This window comes from Pedobacter lithocola (genome assembly GCF_042650845.1).
Lineage (GTDB): Bacteria > Bacteroidota > Bacteroidia > Sphingobacteriales > Sphingobacteriaceae > Pedobacter > Pedobacter lithocola.
In genome coordinates, this window is the sequence record NZ_JBHSBW010000007.1 from 1149718 (window position 1) to 1172895 (window position 23178).

At 36.7% G+C, this 23178-nt stretch carries 16 protein-coding genes; 8 read left to right on the forward strand and 8 right to left on the reverse strand.

Annotated elements, in window-relative coordinates; all coding sequences use genetic code 11:
- Positions 1-4: 4 nt before the first annotated feature.
- The 3 genes from ACFOWA_RS07345 (at position 5) to asnS (ending at position 3628) form a co-directional block, all read left to right on the forward strand.
- Complete coding sequence (locus ACFOWA_RS07345; RefSeq protein ID WP_378983432.1) at positions 5-940, forward strand: alpha-E domain-containing protein; 936 nt, start codon at positions 5-7, stop codon at positions 938-940.
- 44 nt (positions 941-984) lie between these two features.
- Positions 985-1968 carry a transglutaminase family protein gene (locus ACFOWA_RS07350; RefSeq protein WP_378983434.1) on the forward strand — a complete coding sequence of 328 codons (984 nt, stop codon included), beginning with the start codon at positions 985-987 and terminating at the stop codon, positions 1966-1968.
- 211 nt (positions 1969-2179) lie between these two features.
- Positions 2180-3628, forward strand: a complete 1449-nt coding sequence (gene asnS, locus ACFOWA_RS07355; RefSeq protein WP_378983437.1) for an asparagine--tRNA ligase — start codon at positions 2180-2182, stop codon at positions 3626-3628.
- Between the two features lie 68 nt (positions 3629-3696).
- Here the strand turns inward: asnS and ACFOWA_RS07360 are convergent, their stop codons facing one another.
- From ACFOWA_RS07360 to rhaT, 5 genes are all read right to left on the reverse strand, one after another.
- Positions 3697-4842 (reverse strand): alpha-hydroxy acid oxidase, encoded by a 1146-nt coding sequence (locus ACFOWA_RS07360; RefSeq protein WP_378983439.1) that lies wholly within the window; start codon positions 4840-4842, stop codon positions 3697-3699.
- A 12-nt stretch (positions 4843-4854) separates the two neighbouring features.
- Positions 4855-6240 (reverse strand): FGGY-family carbohydrate kinase, encoded by a 1386-nt coding sequence (locus ACFOWA_RS07365; protein ID WP_378983441.1) that lies wholly within the window; start codon positions 6238-6240, stop codon positions 4855-4857.
- A 14-nt stretch (positions 6241-6254) separates the two neighbouring features.
- Positions 6255-7538 carry a sugar isomerase gene (locus tag ACFOWA_RS07370; protein ID WP_378983443.1) on the reverse strand — a complete coding sequence of 428 codons (1284 nt, stop codon included), beginning with the start codon at positions 7536-7538 and terminating at the stop codon, positions 6255-6257.
- Positions 7539-7678: 140 nt separating this feature from the next.
- Complete coding sequence (locus ACFOWA_RS07375) at positions 7679-9799, reverse strand: bifunctional aldolase/short-chain dehydrogenase (RefSeq protein ID WP_378983445.1); 2121 nt, start codon at positions 9797-9799, stop codon at positions 7679-7681.
- 28 nt (positions 9800-9827) lie between these two features.
- On the reverse strand, positions 9828-10919 hold the full coding sequence (gene rhaT / locus ACFOWA_RS07380) for an L-rhamnose/proton symporter RhaT (protein ID WP_378983448.1): 1092 nt from the start codon (positions 10917-10919) through the stop codon (positions 9828-9830).
- Between the two features lie 118 nt (positions 10920-11037).
- On the opposite strand from rhaT, the gene ACFOWA_RS07385 reads away from it, so the two are divergent.
- The 5 genes from ACFOWA_RS07385 (at position 11038) to ACFOWA_RS07405 (ending at position 18250) form a co-directional block, all read left to right on the forward strand.
- Complete coding sequence (locus ACFOWA_RS07385) at positions 11038-12069, forward strand: GntR family transcriptional regulator (protein WP_378983451.1); 1032 nt, start codon at positions 11038-11040, stop codon at positions 12067-12069.
- A gap of 252 nt (positions 12070-12321) precedes the next feature.
- Entirely contained in the window at positions 12322-14022 is a 1701-nt protein-coding gene (locus ACFOWA_RS07390) for a ribulokinase (RefSeq protein WP_378983454.1), read from the forward strand.
- Positions 14019-14717 carry an L-ribulose-5-phosphate 4-epimerase gene (locus ACFOWA_RS07395; protein ID WP_378983456.1) on the forward strand — a complete coding sequence of 233 codons (699 nt, stop codon included), beginning with the start codon at positions 14019-14021 and terminating at the stop codon, positions 14715-14717. The genes ACFOWA_RS07390 and ACFOWA_RS07395 overlap by 4 nt, the downstream gene beginning before the upstream one ends.
- A 320-nt stretch (positions 14718-15037) precedes the next feature.
- A complete protein-coding gene (gene araA, locus ACFOWA_RS07400) occupies positions 15038-16528 on the forward strand; it encodes an L-arabinose isomerase (RefSeq protein ID WP_378983458.1) in 1491 nt (496 codons plus the stop codon).
- Between the two features lie 21 nt (positions 16529-16549).
- Complete coding sequence (locus ACFOWA_RS07405) at positions 16550-18250, forward strand: sodium:solute symporter family transporter (protein ID WP_378983460.1); 1701 nt, start codon at positions 16550-16552, stop codon at positions 18248-18250.
- A gap of 378 nt (positions 18251-18628) precedes the next feature.
- On the opposite strand, the gene ACFOWA_RS07410 is transcribed toward ACFOWA_RS07405, so the two are convergent.
- From ACFOWA_RS07410 to ACFOWA_RS07420, 3 genes are all read right to left on the reverse strand, one after another.
- Positions 18629-19648: a zinc-binding alcohol dehydrogenase family protein gene (locus ACFOWA_RS07410; protein WP_378983463.1), complete on the reverse strand. Its 1020-nt coding sequence runs from the start codon at positions 19646-19648 to the stop codon at positions 18629-18631.
- Positions 19649-19764: 116 nt separating this feature from the next.
- Entirely contained in the window at positions 19765-20553 is a 789-nt protein-coding gene (locus ACFOWA_RS07415; protein ID WP_378983465.1) for an SDR family oxidoreductase, read from the reverse strand.
- Between the two features lie 142 nt (positions 20554-20695).
- A complete protein-coding gene (locus ACFOWA_RS07420) occupies positions 20696-22996 on the reverse strand; it encodes a DUF5703 domain-containing protein (protein WP_378983468.1) in 2301 nt (766 codons plus the stop codon).
- Positions 22997-23178 lie beyond the last annotated feature (182 nt).

Here is a 23178-nt window from a genome sequence, read left to right on the forward strand (position 1 = left end):
AAATATGTTAAGTAGAGTAGCTTCAAGCTTATATTGGTTAAGCAGATACGTGGAGCGCAGCGACGGTATGTTGCGCATGTTAAAAATAAATTATGCTTCATCTCAAGATACCATACAGGAATTCACCTGGAAACCTGTAATTAGAATTTTTTCGTCTGATGATGAAAATGAATTGTTAAACATTCAGCATGATAGCCGTGCTGTTATAGAGTACCTTTTATTAAACAGAGAAAATCCGAATTCGATTTTAAATATCATTACCCTTGCCCGAGAAAATGCCAGAAGTGTGCAAGAGCATATTCCAAAAGATTTATGGCAATGCTTAAATGAATATTATCACACCGTAAAAGATGAAAAACTGTTGTGGTATGTACAAAAAGACGACCCAATAACTGCTTTGGATATTTTGATTAAACAAGTAATGTTATATCATGGCACAGCCGATAGCGCTATGGAACGTGGTGAAAGCAGAAGTTTTATGAAAATTGGTAAACACCTCGAGCGGAGCATTCAATCGATTGATATTTTGGATATAAAATTTAGTTCGATAACTACCAACCCAGATTTGTTAACCGATATTGCTTATTGGAAACACCTGCTCCTATCTTTAGGTGGCTACGAATTGTATTTAAAAACCTATCGACAAGGATTTGACGCTAAAAACATTATCGAATTGGTAATGCTGAACAATGATTTCCCACGTTCGGCATTATATTCTATGCACAATATCGAACGTTATTTTGGCCGTTTAAAAAGCGAAAATAATATCGAGCATTACAATAATTTATCTTTTAAGATTGGAAGGTTAAAAAGCATGATAACTTACAGTTCGGTAAATACTATGGGCGAAGAGCAATTGCATGATTATTTAACACAAATCAGATCTGAAGTTTTTGGTATCGGAAATTCTTTAAACGAATATTATTTCGCAAATTCATAAGTCATCCCGATAGGTTCAAATAAAATAATTTAACGAAAGCATTTATGCCATTATTTAAAATTAAACACATTACCAATTACAAATACGAATTGCCTGTTCGGGATAGCGCAAATCAGATTATTTTATTCCCGATTAAAGATGATTTTCAAAAAGTTGTTCAGCATGATTTGAATATTTCTGGAAGTCCTGAAATTGAAATTTTTATTGATTATTATGGAAATGAAGTTGGAACTTTTACACAGAATGAACCGCACAATCAATTAAAGATATTTTCGAAAGTTTGTGTTGAGACTTTTCCGAAGCCATTGCCGCAAGATGATATGTTTAGTAGCGAACAATGGAACAGCTTGGATATGCTTAAATATGAAGTTCCATATATAGATTATTTACGTCAAGAATCTTTCGATGGAATTATAGCTTTGAAAGACACCTCATTATCCATTAAAAATGATGATGATACACCTTATCAAACGGCAATAAAGTACTGCGAACATGTGTTTCGTAATTTCGAATATATTAAAGGCATAACTGCAGTAGATACCACCCTTGAAGAAATTATGAAGTTAAAAGCAGGTGTGTGTCAGGATTTTGCACATGTTTTAACCGCAATGCTCCGATTGACTGGAATCCCTGCCCGCTATGTGAGTGGTTACATATGCCCGAATAGAGATGGCATGAGAGGCGAAGGTGCCACACACGCCTGGGCAGAAGCATACTTGCCAGAATATGGTTGGCTAGGGCTTGATCCAACTAATAATTGCATCGCAAATGAAAACCATGTTCGCTTGGCTGTAGGTAGAAATTTTACAGATTGCTCTCCAGTTAAAGGTGTTTACAAAGGTGGCTTTGAACACATTATGGAAGTAAATGTTTCTGTAGGATATAATGACGAGGATTTTAATGAAAATGAAAATTACTTCCAACCAAAGGAAGTGAATTATTCTAAACCATCTGCAACAGTAACCTCTGCAAGGAAGCAAAATAGCTATCAGCAGTATATGGAGGCCATGCAGCAGCAACAACAATAGACTAGGATTTATTAGGATTTTGGGATTATAGGATAAGGGAGAATAAGACCATGAATTTATTGAGATTTTAGGATTCTAGGATAATTCAGGATAAGAGCGAAGAGATATGCAGTTTTTTAATGGCTGGTGATTAGAAATTATAAATTGAAATCTAGGAACTGCCAACTGGTAAAGTTTTTTTTCTAAATTTGCGGCTTTTACAAATAAGAATATGATTAAGAGACAGCAAATTAAAGATTTATTAAAATCGACTGCATTTGGCACAGAAGTAACGGTTATGGGATGGGTTAGAACTTTCCGTAATAACCAGTTTATCGCTTTAAATGATGGAAGTTGCATGAGCAATATCCAGGTAGTTATAGACTTTAATAATCTACCCGATGAACTGTTGAAAAGGATTACAACCGGTGCTTCGATTGCTGCAACGGGAATGTTAATCGAATCATTAGGAAAAGGACAAACTGTAGAAATTAAAGCAAGTAAAGTGGAGATTTTAGGTGATAGCGACCCTGAAAAATTTCCTTTACAGCCTAAAAAACATAGTTTGGAGTTTTTACGCGAGATTGCTCACCTACGTTTCCGTACCAATACGTTTAATGCCGTTTTTAAAGTTCGCCATGCTTTGGCATTTGCTATACATCAGTTTTACAATGAGCGTGGTTTCGTATATATGCATACTCCGGTAATTACGGCTAGTGATGCAGAAGGTGCCGGAGAAATGTTTAAGGTTACTACTTTAGATTTTGACAACACACCCCGAACTGAAAATGGAAAGGTAGATTTTTCTCAGGATTTCTTCGCTCGTGCAACCAACTTAACGGTATCTGGTCAGCTGGAGGGCGAATTGGCAGCTATGGCTTTTGGTCAAATTTATACTTTCGGACCAACATTTAGAGCTGAAAATTCGAACACTACACGCCACTTAGCTGAGTTTTGGATGATTGAACCAGAGGTTGCTTTCGCCGATTTGGAAGATAACATGCAGCTTGCTGAAGATATGATGAAGTATGTTATTAAATATGCTTTAGATAATTGCAAAGATGAATTGGAGTTTTTAAATACTCGTTTAGCTGAAGAAGATAAACAAAAACCACAAAACGAACGCAGCGAATTTAGTCTTTTAGAAAAACTTGATTTCTGCTTGGCAAATGATTTTGAGCGGTTAACTTATACAGAAGCCATCAGAATTTTAAGATCATCGAAACCAAATCAAAAAAAGCAATTTAAATACTTAATTGATGAATGGGGAGCTGATTTACAAAGCGAACACGAACGTTATTTAGTAGAAAAACACTTTAAAAAACCGGTAATTTTAACCGATTATCCAGCCGATATAAAATCTTTCTACATGCGTCAGAACGAACCAGATGCTGAAGGCAGACAAACAGTTGCTGCAATGGATATTTTATTTCCAGGAATTGGTGAAATGATTGGCGGTTCGCAACGTGAAGAACGCTTAGATAGATTAACCAAAAGAATGGAAGATATGAATATTCCACAAGATGAGCTTTGGTGGTATTTAGATACCCGCCGTTTCGGTTCAGCTCCTCATGCTGGCTTTGGTTTAGGTTTTGAGCGTTTGGTATTGTTTGTTACCGGTATGACCAATATTCGTGATGTAATAGCGTTTCCACGTTTTCCTAAAAACGCAGAGTTTTAGCCGCCTTCAAGACTTACGAAGTTTCCTTGGCTCATTGCCTTTCAAAACTTCGTAAGTCTATAGCCGATTTAAGATAAATGCTTTGGCAAGTCCTCTACCCGCTCGCAACCAAGCTGATCCATAACTTGTTTAAGTTGGGTTTTAAGCATACCAATAGTGTGGTTACCGCCTTCATTTCCCAGCGCACCAACGCCGTACATAAAAGTTCTACCCAAGAAAGTAAAATCGGCACCAGCGGCAATCGTTCTCGCTACATCTGGTCCTGAGCGAATACCACTATCCATCATCACAGTAATCTTGTCTTTATATTTTTCAGCGATGGGAACTAATGGTTTGATGGAAGATTGTCCGGCATCTAATTGTCTGCCGCCATGATTAGAAACTATAATTCCATCTAAACCCAAACTTATTGCCATTTGCGCATCTTCTTCGGTTGCAACACCCTTTAATACCAATTTACCTTTCCACTTACTGCGAATAGAAGAAATTCTTTCAGCATTTAATCTGCCAGAAAAAGTTTTGTTCATATACAAACCAAGCTGCTTCATGTTCAATCCTTTGGGCATGTATGGTTTCATGGTTTCAAACGCTGGCTGACCGTGAAACAAAGTTTTTAAAGCCCATTCTGGTCGCCCTACAATTTGGAGCATATTTCTAAGCGACATTTTTGGTGGCATCGCAAGTCCATTTCGAATATCTCTTGGTCGGAAACCGAAACTTGGCACATCACATAGAATTACTAAAACCTTACATCCAGCGGCTTCAGCACGATTTATAATGTCATCAGTAATTTTACTTTCTGCAGGATGATACAACTGATACCAGGCATTGCCTTCCGTAATTTCCATTATTCTTTCGATTGAAGATGTACTTACTGTACTTAACACGAATGGAATATTATGTTCAAAAGCAGCTTTAGCCAAAATTTCGGGGGCGTTTGGCCAGATTAATCCTTGCAAACCAACAGGTGCAATACCGAACGGAGCATCGTAAGTATGCCCGAAGAGTGTTGTTTTGAGTGATGCCTCTGTAAAGTTTTTTAAATAATAAGGTAGCAATTCTAGATTCCTGATATCTTCCGTATTTCGAAATAGATTTACATCTTCATTACATCCACCATCTAAATATTCAAAAGCAAAACGTGGCATTTTCGATTTTGCCTTATTTCGTAAATCATCGATAGAAGGATAATCTGCGTTATATTTCCAGCTCATTTTATGTTGTGTTTATAATTGTACGCTGCGTTGAATAGCAGAATAATATTTTAATTGAATCATGTCGGTAGGTGCAGGATTTGAATTCCATGCATCATTAATAGAAAGTGCAGTTCCAATAGCTGTAGCCTGAGAAACTGATGATGCGTAAACCTCAATATCAGGAACTGCAGTAGCTAATAAGTGCATATAAATTGCATTTTTACCAAAACCACCATCAACAAAAATTCTCTTAACCCCTTGATTTAAAATTAGTTTTAATGAATAAACTTGTTGCTTCACCAAATCAAAAATCAATTGGTGGTAAGCTTCTTCAGCAGTTTTAAACTGATTTAAATCTCTATCGGGAAATGCCGAATTAGCAAAAAATTCTGTTTGAAGTATTGCGTTTTCGGGAATTTTATTTGCCAGGTTTAAAATCATTGCAGGATTAAACTTTAGGTGCTTGAAAATGTAAGCGGCTCTATCAAAATGTTCTGCAATTCTTTTTAACTGAAGCTCATGCTCATAGCCGGCAAAAATTCTCGATGCTTTTACAGCCTTTCCTTTGTAATGCATATAACAAAGACAATCTTGCTTTAATTCATCAGCCTTTAAAATTTCCTGATTAAAGGGATTTAAACTGATGCACCACGTTCCGGTTGAGAGTAATATAAAGGGTGTAGAAAAATTAGCCAAATATGGTATTAATGCTGCTGAACTATCGTGTAAGCCTACGCCTACCTTTACTTCCAAACCTTCGAAAAGCGTTTTTAAGCTCGAATCTGCAGGGGTAAATTCGCCAAATTTTTGTTCAAGCTGTTCTGCCAAAACCCAATCGTGATATGTATTCTTATTAAAATCCCAAAGTTGTGTGTGGCAGCCAATGCTTGTTATATCGGCAACAGCTTTACCTGTAATTAGATAGCTTAAATATTGAGGTAAATGTAACGCAAATTTGATTTTAGCAAACACTTCGGGTTTTTCCTTTTTAAGGCGATACAATTGCATGCCCGAATTTAAACTACCCAAAATAGGCGAAGCTGTTTCTAATGAAATCTTCTCTTCACCCCCATAAGTTTCATAGAATTGATTCTTTAAACCTGCCGGATATTCTTTTAAGTAATTATATAGTGGTGTTAGTGGCTCACCGTTTTCATCGAGATAAACAAAACTTGCACCATAGGTAGAAAAATTGATTGCCCTTATTTCAAATTCTTTAAGCTGCATTACCTGGTTTAGTGAGTCATAAACCGAAGAACATAAACTATCGAGGTTCTCACAAGGCTCTCCGTCTTCATCCTTTGTTTCTACAAAGCGGGCAGAACGTTCGTAAACGATATTATAATTTTCATCGATTAAAAACAATTTTTTGTTCGTTTTTCCTACATCAAATATGGCTGCAACGGCTTTCGGCATGTTTTCTTATTTAATTATAAACCTGTTGCAACTGTTCCTAAACCCCTAGTTTTAACCAATTGTGTACGAACACTTAAATCGCGATACAAACCAATTGGCGATAGTGCGGCATTTGCTCTTAACCTCGCTTCGGCTACTAATGCTCTTAAATCGCTTCGAAAAGTATGCTGTAAAATCTCTTGTGCTTTAGCAACATCATTATTTTCTTGAGCGGCAATTAATGATTTTCTATCAACCAATAAAGCTTGTGCATAGGCAATCATGATGGCCTCAACCGATTGTAATAAATCTTCTAATGGATCTTTCACATTGTGAGAAGCATCAATCATCCAACCTAAATCCTTTGCATGGTTCATACCTTTGGCATCCATACCTTCAACCAATTCATTAAAAATTAGAAACAGTTGGTAAGGTTTAATGCTGCCCGCTGTTAAATCATCATCGCCATATTTAGAATCATTGAAGTGAAAACCACCCAATTTGCCTTCCATTAAAAGCAAAGCAACAATTTGTTCGATGTTTGCATTTGGCAAATGGTGACCTAAATCTACCAGGGTAAATGCTTTTTTACCAAGTTTAGATGCATAAAGAAGTGATTGCCCCCAATCGCCCACTGTAGTTGAGTAAAAATTTGGTTCGAAGGCTTTGTATTCAACAAACATTTTCCAATCATCAGGCAAAGCCGAATAAATTTCTTGCAAACTTTCTAATGTATTTTCAAAGGATTTGCGGAAATTTAACTGACTAGGAAAACATGAACCATCTGCAAGCCAAACCGTTAGTGCATCAGAACCTAATGCAATTCCATGTTTTATAACTTCAATATTGTGGTCTATTGCTTGTTTACGAATATCTTTATTTACATTTTGTAAAGAACCAAACTTATAACTATGTGCACTTCCAGCCTGATCTTGAAACGTGTTCGAATTCATGGCATCGAACTTTAATCCGTAACTGGATGCTAAATTTTTTAAAGCTTCTGCATTTTGGGGAATATCCCAGGGAATGTGTAATGAGATTGCACCGCTTGCTCCGTTTAGCGCATGAAGCAAACCAACATCTTCAATTTTTTCTTCAATAGTTCGGGGTTCGCCACCTGTTATGGCAAATCTTCCAAAACGTGTTCCGCCAGTGCCTAGCGCCCAACTTGGTATTGCGATTTGAAAATCAACAAGTTTTTGAATGACACTTTCTAAATCAACGTGCGACCATTCTTCTTTTAAAAAATTTAGCTTACGCTGATGAGATGTTAAAAGGGAATCATTGTGCTTTTCTATTTGGTTATATTCGATATTCATTAGTTCAATAGGTTAACAGCTCTTAAAACAAACTGCGGTTAATTAATATTTCATTCTATGTATCGGTCTGTGGGGACACAGACCGAGGAGAATCTTAAAAGCTTTAAAACAAGCTTTGGTTTAGTGGTAAATATTTTCAATTATCTTACAAATGCCATGGCAACACCGCCATCAACATTTAAAACATTTCCTGTTGATTTCTGTAATAATCCACCCACAAAAGCGAAACATGCATTTGCAATATCATCAGGCAAAATAATTTGATTTAGCAAAGTACGTTTTGCATAATATGCAGGCAATTCGGCTACGGTAACACCATAGGCTTTTGCTCTTCCTTCGGCCCAACCACCCGCCCAAATATTGCTATCGCTGATAACTGCATCGGGATTTACCACATTTACCCGAATATTATCTGCTCCCAATTCGGCGGCATTTAATCTGCTTAAATGTAGCTGTGCAGCTTTTGCACTTCCATAACCTGCGTTATTTGGTCCGCTTACTAATGCATTCTTACTTACAATATTAATGATATCGCCACCAATATTTTGCTTTTGCATCGTATTTGTTGCAGCCTGAGTAATAAAAAATTGTCCTTTAACTAAAACATCGTATAATAAATCCCAATCCTGTTCGGTATGGTCGCCAATGGTTTTAGATATTGATAATCCTGCGTTATTTACAACAATATCAATTCCGCCAAATGCAAGTGCGGCCGAATTAAAAGCAGCATTAATATCTGCCTGGCTGGTAACATTTAGAATAGCAGTTGCGTAAGAATCTTTTCCAAACTGAGATTTAAATTCTTCACCGGCAGCTTCCAAACGTTCGGCATTCATATCATTTAATATTACAACGCCACCTTCGGCAACAAATTTCTTGGCAATTGCTTTTCCAATACCACCTGCACTACCAGTAATTAAGGCAATTTTTCCAGTAAGTGGTTTTGGTTTTGGCATGCGTTGCAATTTTGCTTCCTCTAACAACCAATATTCAATGTTAAAAGCTTCTTGACGAGGTAATGAAGTATATTCAGAAATGGCCTCCGCTCCTTTCATCACATTAATGGCATTGATATAAAATTCTGCAGCAACTCTTGCGGTTTGCTTATCTTTGGAGAAAGTAAACATTCCGATACCAGGGTACAAAATTACAACCGGATTTGTATCACGAATTGCAGGACTATTTGGATGTTTACAAGTTTCATAATAATCAGTGTACATCGCCCGATAAGATTCGAAAGCAGGTTCTAAAGTTTCTTTTAAAGCTTTCGTATCTGATAAATCAGCATCTGCCGCAAGCGTTAAAACTAACGGACTAATCTTTGTTCTCAAAAAATGATCCGGACAACTTGTTCCCATCGGTGCCAAGCGTTCTAAATCATTTGAATTGATGAACTCTAAAACACGGGCATCATCGGTAAAATGACCAATCATATGTTGTTTTGAAGAACATAAACCACGTAACACTGGTGCCAAAGTAGCAGCCTGATTTTTACGTTTATCCGCTTCGGCACTTTCTATTTTTTGTCCGCCGAACACCAAACCTCTTTTGCCGTAATTCTGGGCTAGATAATCAGAGCAAATTTCGATAACTTCTAAAGTGTTGATGTAACTTTCGTAAGCTGTATCGCCCCATGTAAATAAACCGTGAGAACCCAACATGATACCGCGAATACCTGGATTTTCATCCAAGCATTTTTTTAAGGTTAAACCCAATTCAAAGCCAGGTTTTTTCCATTCTACCCAACCAATTGTACCACCAAACAATTCTTCGGTAATTTTCTTGCCATCTTTAGCTGCTGCAATGGCGATAGCGGCATCAGGATGTAAATGATCGATGTGTGCAAAGGGTAAAAATCCGTGTAACGGAGTATCAATTGAAGGTGCCTTAGAGCTAAGATCGAAAATACAATGGTTAAATAATTCAACCATCTCGTCTTCATGTTCTACTCCGCGATAGATGTTTTTCAAACTTCTTAATCTATCTACATAAAGTGCAGCCAAGCCACTTTTCTTCAATGTACCTAAATCGCCACCAGAACCTTTAACCCACATAACTTCAGTTTCTGTACCTGTAAGCGGGTCTTTTTCTAATAATTTACATGAAGTATTACCACCACCGTAATTGGTTAACCGTAAATCGGCACCTAATAAATTTGAGCGGTAAATTAACAATGCAACTTCATCTCCAGCTAATTTAGCAGCTTCTTCTTCATCCCATAAGTAGCTTACGTACTTATAATTTGTTTCTTTAACAGACATCTATATTGATATTTTATTTTTCTAAAATTTATTTAATTGAATTTCCATAACCCACAATAAGTACAGAAATGATGATGGATAATATCCCCACGATAACAGTGGTGAATGTTTTTTTGGAAACACCTTTCCATTCTTTTAATATTAAGCCCCAAACGTTAGCAATTAAAATGATAAATGCCATGTGTAAAATCCATGAACTTGCACCATTGCCCATTTTACTTTCGCCCATGCCGTAGAAAAAAAACTGCAAAAACCAAGTTGTACCAGCGAGAGCTGAGAAAATATAATTTTTTAATAACGGAGTGCTTGCCTTGGTATAATCGCCAAAAGTCTTATTTCTAGCATTTAAGGCCATACACCAGATAAAATTTGTGGTTAAACCACCCCAAAGTACAATGATGTAGGTTACATTATTTTGAAAAAGAAAGTTGCCTGTTTCGGCAGGATTTGTAGCTTTCCAAACTGCATTTGCTGCATCAGCCATAGGCTTGCCAGCTTCTATACCGAAGTTAAAGCAAGCACTTAAAACCCCAGATACAATACCTACAAATAAGCCCAAACCAAATTTGAATTCGGTTTTAACTTCCATTCCGTGAGGGTCGGTAACATCAGTTTTAATCTCTTTTTCCTTCATCATCCCCGCTTTGCCGCAAATTATAATACCCAAAACGCAGACTAATAATCCAAGTAAAACCATTCTTCCCCAATCTGTTGTAATGAACATGGTAAAAGTATCTTTACCAGCTTGAGGGAAAAAATCGAAATAGATGGATGGCAAAATAGAACCAAGCACCATACAAAGACCCAGAATAATACTGCTACCCAATGAAACACCTAAATAACGAACACCTAGGCCATAAGTTAAACCTCCAATTCCCCATAAAATACCAAAGAAATAGGTTAGCCATAAAATACTTCCGCTACTACCGGCAATAATTGCTGTGAAATTTGGAACGGTTAAATAGGCAGCTAATGGTGGAACGATTAACCAAGAAAATATGCCACCAACAATCCAATAGCTTTCCCAGGCCCAGCCTTTAACCTTTTTATACGGAATGTAAAAACTTCCGGAAGCAAAACCTCCGATAAAATGAAAAATTACGCCTAAAATTGCCTGCATACTATTGGTTTTATATTTGGTGTGTCGAATGTATAAATTGAAATAAACTTAACTGTTATGTACTGTCATGCTGTTAAGAATTACGTTTTATTATATTTGAAGAAAATAATTACCCGTTTTGAAATCAGAAGATTTAGTTAGCCACATTGTTATTGATCAGTATTCTGCTACGCCGAAATATAAGCAGCTGGTTAATACAATTTTATATGCTATCGAAACCGGAAAAATACAGCAAGGAAATATGCTGCCATCCATCAATGAACTCAGTTTTTTTTTAGAGATATCTAGAGATACGGCAGAAAAAGGTTACAGAAGATTAAGAAAACTTGGTGTTATAGAATCTATTCCAGGCAAAGGCTATTTCGTAATTAATACTGATTTTTCAAGGAAGCTTAAAATATGCTTATTGTTTAATAAACTGAGTACGCATAAAAAAATTATTTACGATTCTTTTACCAAAGCCATTGGTGAGCAAGCAGCAATAGATTTATACATTTACAACAACGATTTCTCGCTTTTTAAGAGCCTAATAAATAATAAAAAAGAAGGCTACACACATTACGTAATTATTCCTCATTTTAACGAAGGGGATGAAAGAGCTCAGGATATTATTAATGCAATACCTAGAGAAAAGCTTGTAATTTTAGATAAATTATTGCCCGGCATTACCGATGATTATGCAGCAGTTTACGAAAATTTTGCGCAGGATATTTATAATGCTTTGGAACAGGCGCTTGTACCATTATCAAAATACAACACTTTAAAAATCATCTTCCCTAAAAACACATATTTTCCAAAAGAGATTTTAGATGGTTTTTATAAATTTTGCCAGCAATATGCTTTCAATCATAAGGTTGTAGATAATATTTTAGTCGAGGAAATTGATAAGGGCGAAGTTTATATTAGTTTAATGGAAGATGATTTGGTTACGCTTATAGAACGTTTACTTGCGCAAGAAATGGAAGTTGGTAAGGATGTTGGCGTAATATCTTACAATGAAACACCTTTGAAGCGAATAATATTAAACGGCATAACCACAATATCTACCGACTTTGCCATGCTTGGTACAGAAGCTGCAAATTGCATTTTAAATAATATTAGAGAAAAAATTCATGTTCCCTTCTACTTAAATTTGAGAAAATCGTTGTAAAACTTTGGTATACAGGTAAAACGTGATTATTTTGTCGCTTTATCAACACCACATCCTCGGAAATCTGCAAGATGTCTGGGCAGTAAAATAAATTATCTCCCTCAGAACTCGCTGAACTACGCACATTCAATATTTTTCTCAATCTCATTTTTGCGGGAAACAAAACCTCATTCAATTATAATATTGATACAAAGACAACAAAAATTTTTTAATTCAAATAAATAAACGTTAATTAGACATTTATTTATTGTTATGAGCACAGCAAATTATGTAATCGGAGTAGATTACGGGACAGATTCTGTCCGTTCCGTTCTGGTTGATACCGCGGATGGAAAGGAAATTTCCTCTTCAGTTTTTCTTTATCCACGATGGCAAAAAGGTTTATATTGTAAGCCCTCTCAAAATCAATTCAGGCAACATCCTTTAGATTACGTTGAAGGTTTAACACATACTATTAAAGAATGTATAGAAAAAGCCGGAGGTGAGAAAATCGCTGACTTAGTAAAAGCAATTTCAGTAGATACAACTGGTTCTAGTCCGGTTGCTGTTGATGACACAGGAACTCCATTAGCTTTAAAACCTGAATTTTCTGAGAACCCAAATGCAATGTTTGTGCTTTGGAAAGACCATACAGCTGTAAAAGAAGCAGCAGAAATAAACAAACACGCTACAAAATTCCCAATTAACTACTTAAAATATGTTGGCGGCATATATTCTTCAGAGTGGTTTTGGTCTAAGTTATTGCGCATATTAAGAGTTGACGCTCAGGTAAGACAAAATACCGTTTCATGGGTTGAACATTGCGATTGGATTCCATTTTTATTAAGCGGACAAACCGATGTTAAAGAAATGAAACGCAGTAGATGCGCAGCCGGACATAAAGCGCTTTGGGCAGAAGAATTTGATGGCTTACCGCCCGAAGAGTTTTTTGCAACTTTAGATCCGTTGCTGAAAGGTTTCAGAGCATTGCTTTTTAAAGATACCTATACATCAGATGTTTCAGCGGGAAATTTAAGTTCAGAATGGGCAGAAAAATTAGGCTTAAATACAGATGTTATTATTGGTGTTGGTGCCTTCGATGCACACATGGGTGCCGTTGGCGGACAAATTGAACCTTATTATTTAAGTAAAGTAATGGGAACCAGCACTTGCGATATTCTGGTTGCACCAAATAAGGATATTGAAGGCAAACTGGTTAACGGAATTTGCGGTCAGGTAAACGGTTCGGTTATTCCGGGCATGGCTGGGTTAGAAGCTGGTCAATCTGCCTTTGGCGATGTTTATGCCTGGTTCAAAAACTTAATAAGCTGGCCAATAAATAATTTACTATCCGAATCTGCACTAATTGATGAGCATACTGCTCTAGCCTTGAAAGAAGAGTTAGAACAGAAAATAATTTCAAATTTAAGTAAACAAGCAGCCGAATTACCCATTGATGATTATCCTGAATTGGCATTAGATTGGTTAAATGGAAGAAGAACTCCAGATGCCAATCAAGAGTTAAAAGGTGCAATAACAGGTTTGAGTTTAGGAACCGATGCACCAAGATTTTTCAGGGCATTGGCTGCCGCAACCTGTTTTGGCGCCAAAAGTATTGTTGATAGATTTGAAGATCAAGGTGTACCTGTAAAAGGAATAATTGGAATTGGCGGTGTAGCTAAGAAATCGGCCTATATTATGCAAATGATGGCCGATGTTTTGGAAATGCCAATTCGCATTCACCGTTTTGAACATACCTGCGCTTTGGGTGCTGCAATGTTTGCAGCAGTTGCAGCAGGTATTTACCCTGATATAGAAACTGCAATGGCAGCAATGGGAACTGGCTTTGAAAAAGAATATCATCCTCAAGTTCAAAACGCAAAAATTTATCGCCAGCATTACCAACAGTATTTAGGCTTAGGTAGATACATTGAGAAATATAATAAAAAGGATGTAAAACCATATATATCATGAGCAATTATCAAGATATAAAAGAACAGGCTTACATTGCAAATATGCAATTGCCCAAACTGGGTTTGGTGCTTTTCACATTTGGCAATGTTAGTGCTGCTGATAGAAATAAAGGTGTTTTTGCCATAAAACCTAGCGGTGTTCCTTACGAGGATTTATCTGTCGAAAAAATGGTAATTGTTGATTTTGATGGAAATACTGTTGAAGGAAATTTACGCTCATCATCTGATACCAAAACCCATGCTGTACTTTATAAACATTGGGAAGATATTGGTGGCATTGTACACACACACTCTACTTATGGTACTGCCTGGGCACAATCACAGAGGGCAATTCCAATTTTTGGTACCACCCATGCCGACCATTTAACGGTTGACATTCCCTGCGCACCACCAATGGATGATGAAATGATTAAAGGAAATTACGAATACGAAACGGGTTTCCAAATTATGAATCATTTTGATGGTTTGGGTTTGAGCTATAAAGAAGTCGAAATGATTTTGGTTGGGAACCATGCTCCTTTTACATGGGGTAAAACCGCTGAAAAAGCAGTTTATAATAGTGCTGTATTAGAAGCTGTTGCTCAAATGGCCATACTTACTGAGCAGATAAACGCAAATGCAGCAAGATTAAAAGACTCACTTATTAAAAAACATTATGAACGTAAACATGGCGAAGGAGCTTATTATGGGCAATAGGTTAAGAGCAAGGATGAAGGAGCAAGGAAAAAAGAGCATATTCAAAAATTACAAAAAAAATTGTAAAGCAATTGCAGTAATGCTTCGGTAACCATAGTCCCGCCATTCGCTATAGCTCCGATAGAAAAAATCGGAGGCTGTCGCTATTGTCGGGTTTAAGTTATATAAGTTAACCGAAGTAAAATAAACCTGATTGGAGTGAGCATCCCGATTTTTCATCGGGATAAAACGGAAAGCAGAACTATCGTAACCGATAAAAGCCGAAGCCTGCTTTTCAAATAAAGAAAAAGAAAAAATAATTAATTTCTAACCACAATAAAATGATTGATTTAAAAAAATTACAGGTTTGGTTTATTACAGGTACCCAAGATTTGTACGGAGAAGAAACCTTAAAACAAGTTGCAATACACGCAGAAGAAGTTGCTAAATCATTAAACTACAATGAAAAAATCTCTGTTTCTGTTGTATTCAAGCCTATTGTAAAAAATACAGATGAAATTTTTGAGACCTTACAAAGCGCAAATACAGATGAAAATTGTATTGGTGTGGTAACGTGGATGCACACCTTCTCTCCTGCTAAAATGTGGATAAGGGGTTTAAATGTGTTACAAAAACCTTTGCTTCATTTACATACACAGTTCAATCGCGATATCCCATGGAATACCATTGATATGGATTTTATGAACCTAAACCAAAGTGCGCATGGCGATAGAGAATTTGGCTTTATGGTTACACGCATGCGTAAAGATAGAAAGGTAGTTGTGGGCCATTGGGAAGATGATGAAGTTGCCTCTCAAATTGATACCTGGTGCCGTGCTGCAGCTGGATGGCATGATTGGCAAGGAGCTAAATTTGTACGCTTTGGCGATAACATGCGCTATGTTGCCGTTACCGATGGAGATAAAGTAGAAGCAGAAATGAAGTTTGGTTTTTCGGTAAATACTTATGGCATTGGCGATTTAGTTGCCGTAATTAATCAAATAGATGAAGTAGCTATTCAAGATTTATTAAAAGAATACGAAGCTACTTATGAAATTGCTGATGATTTAAAAACCGGTGGCGACAGACATGCTTCTGTTTACGAGGCCGCCAAAATAGAATTGGGTTTAAGGAAGTTTTTAGAAGATGGTAATTTTAAAGGTTTCTCTGATACTTTTGAGGATTTACATGGAATGATTCAATTGCCAGGTATTGCTGCACAACGTTTAATGGCCGATGGTTATGGTTTTGCTGGTGAAGGCGATTGGAAAACAGCTGCGTTAGTACGTGCTTGTAAAGTTATGGGTGCAGGTTTACCCGGAGGCAATGCATTTATGGAGGACTATACCTACCATTTCGACCCGGCAAATTCGATGGTTTTAGGTTCGCACATGCTAGAAGTTGATGCATCTTTAGCAAAAGGTAAAGCAAGCTTGGAAGTTCATCCTTTAGGAATTGGCGGCAAAGCAGACCCGGCTCGTTTGGTTTTTAATGTAGCTGGTGGTGATGCATTGAATGCATCTTTAATTGATATGGGTAATCGTTTCCGTTTGTTGGTTAACGAAGTAAAAGCGGTAGAAGTAAAAAACGATTTACCTAACCTACCGGTTGCAAGAGTACTTTGGAAACCACTTCCTGATATGAAAACAGGTTGTGCTGCATGGATTTATGCCGGTGGTGCACATCATACCGCTTACAGTCAGAATTTAACTACCGAGCATTTATCTGATTTTGCTAACATTGCTGGCATCGAATACATCAACATAGGTGAAGACACTAAAATTAATCAATTTAGAAACGAACTTCAGTGGAACGATAACTTCTATAAATAACTAACCAAATAAAACCGAATTATGAATACTTTTTCTACGGTAGATTATACCGTTTTTATCTTTTACTTTATTCTAATCTCCGCTTACGGATTTTGGATTTATAGTAGAAAGAAAAATAAAGGCACATCAGGTAGTCACGACTTCTTTTTGGCCGAAGGCTCTTTAACCTGGTGGGCTATTGGTGCATCACTTATTGCCTCTAACATTTCTGCCGAGCAATTTATTGGTATGAGTGGCCAGGGCTTTCAAGTAGGTATGGCCGTTGCAGCTTACGAATGGGTTGCCGCTATCGCTTTAATCATTGTAGCTGTGTGGTTTATTCCGGTTTACCTAAAAAATAAAATCTTTACCATGCCGCAGTTTTTGCAAACGCGGTACAATGAAACGGTAAGTTTAATTATGGCTATATTTTGGTTATTCCTTTACATTTTTGTAAACCTTACATCCATTTTATACCTCGGTTCTATTGCAATTAGTAGCATGGTAGATCCCGCATATTTTAAATATATTGTAATAGGTTTGGCTGCATTTTCGCTAATCATCACCCTTGGTGGAATGAAAGTAATTGGCTTTACAGATGTAATTCAGGTTATCGTTTTAATTGCTGGTGGTTTAGTTACAACCTACATTGCATTAACAATGGTGAGCGATCATTTCGGATTAGGTAAAGATGCTATTGCAGGTTTTAAAATGCTGATGAAGGATTCTCCAGACCACTTTAAAATGATTTTGGCTAAGCCAGATGCAAATTCATCGCAAGAATACGTGAATAAATATTTGGCTCTGCCTGGTATCGCCATGTATTTTGCTGGTCAGTGGATTGTGAATTTAAATTATTGGGGTTGTAACCAATACATAACTCAAAGAGCGCTTGGTGCAGATTTAAAAACAGCAAGAACAGGAATTCTATTCGCAGGATTTTTAAAATTGGGTATGCCGATTATTGTTATGTTACCTGGTATTGCAGCTTATGTTTTGCACAGAAATGGTGCATTGCAACATGAAATGGCACCCGACGGAAAGGTTATTGCAGATAATGCGTATTCTGCAGTGTTAACTTTCTTACCTAACGGATTAAAAGGATTATCATTAGCCGCATTAACTGCAGCTATTGTCGCCTCATTAGCAGGTAAAGCAAATAGCATTTCAACCATTTGGACTTTAGATATTTACAAAAAATATATTAATAAAAATGCCGATGATAGAAAATTAGTTATCGTTGGTCGGGTAAGTATTTTCGTAGCGATTGCCATGTCGGTTGTTTTAACCTGGGATGATTTATTAGGAATAGGTGGCGAGGGAGGTTTTACCTTTATTCAAAAATATACGGGTTTTATTAGTCCGGGTGTGTTTGCAATGTTCCTTTTAGGGATGTTTTGGAAACGCACAACAGGTACTGCAGCCATTGCTGGTTTAGTAACTGGCTTTTTGCTTTCGGTAGTGTTTAACAACTACGCACCAACCTGGTTTGGACATGAAAACTTCTTATATACAGCATACTTAAACAAAGATGGTATTTATGAAATTCCATTCTTAATTTGTATGGGTTTATCATTCCTGTTTACTATGATTGTGATGGTTGGATTGAGTTTATTAGGTCCGAAGGTGAATCCAAAAGCATTCGAATTAGATAAATCGATGTTTAAAGTTGCGCCATCTACATTGGTTTTAATTGTAGTTACCTTACTTTTAATCACGCTGATTTATGTTAAATTCTGGTAGTTAATCTAGAATATTTAAAAAAGGGCACTTTTCTATTGAAGAAAATTGCCCTTTTTTATTAGAGAACATTGTAATAATTATTTTGGCATTTTAACACGCTGTCCGCTGTATCTTTTTGGAGAAAAACCAAAAAGGATGCCGCTTCCATCGTTAACGCACACATAGTTTAAACACTTGATGCTCAAGGAAAATTTTAAAATCCAATGTTAAATGATGGCTATTTTTAGCCTGAAGGAAGCTAATAGTACTAATAAAATAAAGTGATGTCTATTAGTGGGCTTCATCAATAAAACCTTGGAACACCATAGTAGATTGATTTGAATGAAAAAGCTTCAGTAATCACAACTTGGTTATCAAAGCAATTATAAAACAAGATTGTTAATCTTCCATACTTACCATTGCTTTTATCACTCCATTTTTCGGGTCTAACCAGCTTTCAAATTCATCTTTTACCACCTTAAATTTTACCTGATGGGTGATGTAATTGGTAGGATTTACCAAACCTGCTTTCATTGATTTAATCACATGTTCAAAATCTTCGATAGTTGCATTCCTGCTGCTCATTAAAGTAGATTCTCTTTTATGAAATTCCGGATGGTTAAAAACTAAATCGCCTTTTTGCAAACCTACTAATACAAATCTGGCTCCATGCGCCATATAATTTATGGCATTATTTATTGCTTTTTGATTCCCGGTTGCATCAATTACCACTGTTGGCATATCGCCATTTGTTATTGAGCTTAATTGCTCCGCAACATCAGCCGATAAAGCATTAATTACATGCGAAACGCCTAATTTCTCTTTACAGAACGCCAATCTAGAATCGTTAATATCCAATGCAATAACATTTGCCCCGGCAATTCTGGTGAATTCCATAGTACCCAAACCAATTGGGCCGGCTCCAATAACCAGTACAAATTCGCCAGGCTGCACATCCGCCCTGCGAACACCGTGGGCGCCGATGGCTAAAGGCTCTACTAATGCCAATTCATCATAACTTAAACCCTCGCCATGCAAAAGCGTATGCGATGGAATTTGAAGATATTCTCTCATACCACCATCAACATGCACTCCGCAAACCTGCATTTTCGCACAGCAATTAGGCTTCTTCATTCGGCAAGCAATGCATTCACCACAGTTAAAATATGGGATAAACGTAACGGCCTCTCCTATTTTAAAATCAGTTTCGCCATCAACTTCAACCAGTTCGCCAGAAAGTTCGTGACCTAAAACTCTGGGATAATTAAAAAATGGTTGTGTACCCTCAAAGGCATGCAAATCGGTTCCACATATTCCAATACGTTTAATTTTAATAATGGCGTGGTCTTTTTTAAGTTTTGGTACTTCTGTTTCCGAATATTGAAAAGTTCCGGGAGTTATGCAGGTAAGGGTTTTCATTTAATTTGTTTTAATGAGTGGATTTTGAATAATAGAATGAATGAATGTGAACTACCAGTAGCAAATGATTCTATCAGTCACTCAACTATCATTCAATCAATCATTCTACTAATTCATTATGCATTAGCTAAAGCTCTGTCTAAGTGTACATAACCACCATCTACATGAATAATTTGTCCAGTTGTATGACTAGATTTATCCGAGATTAAAAAGGCAGTCATGTTAGCGATTTCTTCAGCGGTTGTCATTCTGTTTTCTAGCGGAATTTTGGAAGTAATTTCGTCCAATTTAGCTTGTGCATCAGGCAAAGTTTCAATCCATGTTTCATAGGCCGGTGTCCAACATTCCGCTACTACAACAGCATTTACACGAATGCTGTATTTCAATAATTCTACCGCCCATTCTCTAGTTAAAGCATTTCTGCCACCATTGGCAGCAGCATAAGCTGAAGTATTTCCTTGTCCGGTTTCTGCTGTTTTCGAAGTGATGTTAACAATGGAACCTTTGCTTTTAATTAACTCGGGTAAGGCGTGGTGCGCCATCAAATAATAATGCACTACGTTTTTATGCAATGACGCCATAAAATCTTCGTAATTACCACTTTCTAAACCTACACCATCGTTAACGCCAGCGTTGTTTACTAAACCATCAATTCTTCCAAATTTAGCTACGATTTCTGATACAACTTTTTCACAATCCTGCGGATTAGATAGTTCTGCAACAAATTGAGCTGCTTGTCCACCGTTGTCTTCAATCGCATCTACCACCTTTTGGTTGTCTTCAGCTTTTCTACCTACAATAACAGCAATTGCACCTTCTTTGGCAAAAACCTCTGCGATACTACGCCCAATGCCCTTTGCAGCACCAGTAACGATAATAACTTTTTCTTTTAAATTTAAATCCATATCTTTTTTTAATTAGTGAATGATTGAATTTTGAATGAGTGAATGTGAGCTACCAATCGCAAGTTATTCTATCAATCAATTATTCTCTCATTCGTTCATTCCATCAATCTTTCATTTCACATTCCATCAATCAATCATACTCTCATTCAATCATTTTATTAATTACATCTGCCTTCCTTGATTCTGGCATAACCTTTAAACTTTGTACTTTTCCATTTTTTAGCTCAACTTCTACTGTAGTTTGGTATGGTGCATAAAACTTGAAATGAACATCCCAATCTTTAGGCCATGCCGGAAACAAATATATTTTCTTTCCATCTACCTGCATCAGCATCTCTTGCAATCCAATCATCCCAGATCCACCCCAATTGTGGTCTGGTGTCCAATCAAATCCAGGCCCCCAAAAAGCTGGAAACCTTCTTCCCGAATTTTTCAATTTTGCAGTGGTTAATTTTACGGCATCATCCGTTAAACCCAATCTCGCTGCAAAAATATTATCTTGTTTCCAACCAATATGACTTCTAAATTTGAGTAAATCGGTATCATATTTAAAAGTATTAATTGCTACATCTAAGCCAGGTTTTCCAACTCCATAAATACCCCAGGGATAAACCGGATACAACTGCGGACTTTCAGTATTATTTATGCGCTCCCATAGTTTTGCGGGCGAAATTGTGGTGAGCTCCTTAAATTGCCTAAAGTTAATTGGCGGGATGGTTTTTAGCATTTCTTCCCATTTTACTTTTTGCGCATTTGATAATTTTGGATAGGCAATAAACCTTTCTAAAACAGTTCTTAAAGCCGCAATAGTTGATGTAGAATTATAAGCCATTTTATACGTTTCGGCTCCAGAACCGGGGTATAAAATTAAGTGATCATCGCTGTCTAATGCTTTTGCACCTCGTTGTTTGGCAAGGTAAGTATAATGCTCTTTGAAAAATGTTAAAGAACTTTCAATCAATGGGATATATTTTTCAATGTTTGCTCCATTGTATCGCTCAGTTTCAAGAATCATCATACAAAATTCCAAAACCGTATCCCATTCATATTCGAGCCAGGCATTATATTCCATGCCCTTGTTAAAATCAGCAGGGCGTTTCCAGCCATATTCGGCTGGATTGGGTAAACCAAAATTTTCCAGTTGCTCGGTAAAACTTGCTCCCTGATGGCTCCAGGCAGATTCCGTTCTTATTTCAGCATTTTTTAATAGGTTAAGATAGAAATCGAATTGAGGTTTCATCATTTCGAAATCGCCGGTTTTGAGCATTGGCCAATAAACCAAGCGTTGGTTTTGCGCCGTATGCGTTCCACCGCCCCAATTTCTGAAATCGGGTGTGTATTTTAAAGTGGTATCTGTAAGTTGCGGGTCGAAAGTAAATAAGCCACCATTAAACTTAGTTGGATAGCTCCCAAATGCATTGCAACCCAGCATATAACGGAAAAGCTGATAGTTTTTTGATGACTGGTCTGCTGCATCATCTTTAGAGCTTATGTAGATGAAACTTTTTTTCCAAAACTCATTCCACCAATTTATGCTGGCCTTTTGGGTTTGATTTTGCCTTTTAGAATGTAATTCCGTTTTCCAAACATCGATAGCATCTGCTTTCTGCGAATTTAAAATTATCGTGATATCTTGTTTTGACGTAGGTACTTTGCTTTTTAACTTCCACCCTTTAAAAGGCGTACTTAAATATGTACCAGTATAATTTCCTGATGAAACCATATTTGTTCCTTGCATAGAACCACCAAAAATTAAATTTTTAAGCGGATTGAACAATTCATATTTTCTATGCGATAAACCTTGTTGTTTTACAGCAACATCAAAAACAGTTTCGGCTTTATTTTGATGATAAAACTCAACACTATTGCTTACGAATGCAATTTCATCTTTATAGGTTTTAACAACGCCTTGAGGAGCCCATTTGTAGGAATTCTGATTATTCTCTTTGCCTTTTGTAATCCGGTCTTCAAAACGCCAGCTTTCATAACTTACCTCTGTTGTAACTTCTTGATTGGCTTTGATATCGAGATGTATTACAGGATTAAAAACATCAACCCAAACCTTAATCTGTGCACTCAAATTTTTATTTGTGCCAGAAATTAGAGCATATCCATCATTTAAAATGAGTTCTTGCTTAAACGTTTCACCCTCAAAAGGATTCGGGGTTAATTTCAACTTTATCCTACCTAACTTCAGAAGGGTATTGTTTTCATCAAAGGTTCCACTTTTGGATAAGTAAAGATAAACTTCGCCCTGTTCTACCCATAGATTTAAGCCAACATCGCCGCCACCAACAGGCATAGATTCTGCCGAATTTTTACTTTGGGAAGTCCAAAGAATATTTTCTTGAGCAATTGCTGCGATTGACGAAAAAGAGATTATAAGATAGCTAATTAGTTTTAAAGCGTAGTTTTTGGATTTAAAGATATTTGATAAAGGCACAAAAAATCTTGAGCGTGTAAGAAATATGAGAACAGTTAAGTTTGTAAATTGGATATTCTGGGTTAGAAGCGAATATGATTTCAAACATATAAAAACATTTAAGCTTTTGAAGTAAATGTTTTTTATACACCAACTGTTTAACATGGAAATTTTTGACCATATAAGACATGCAAGAGCAATTA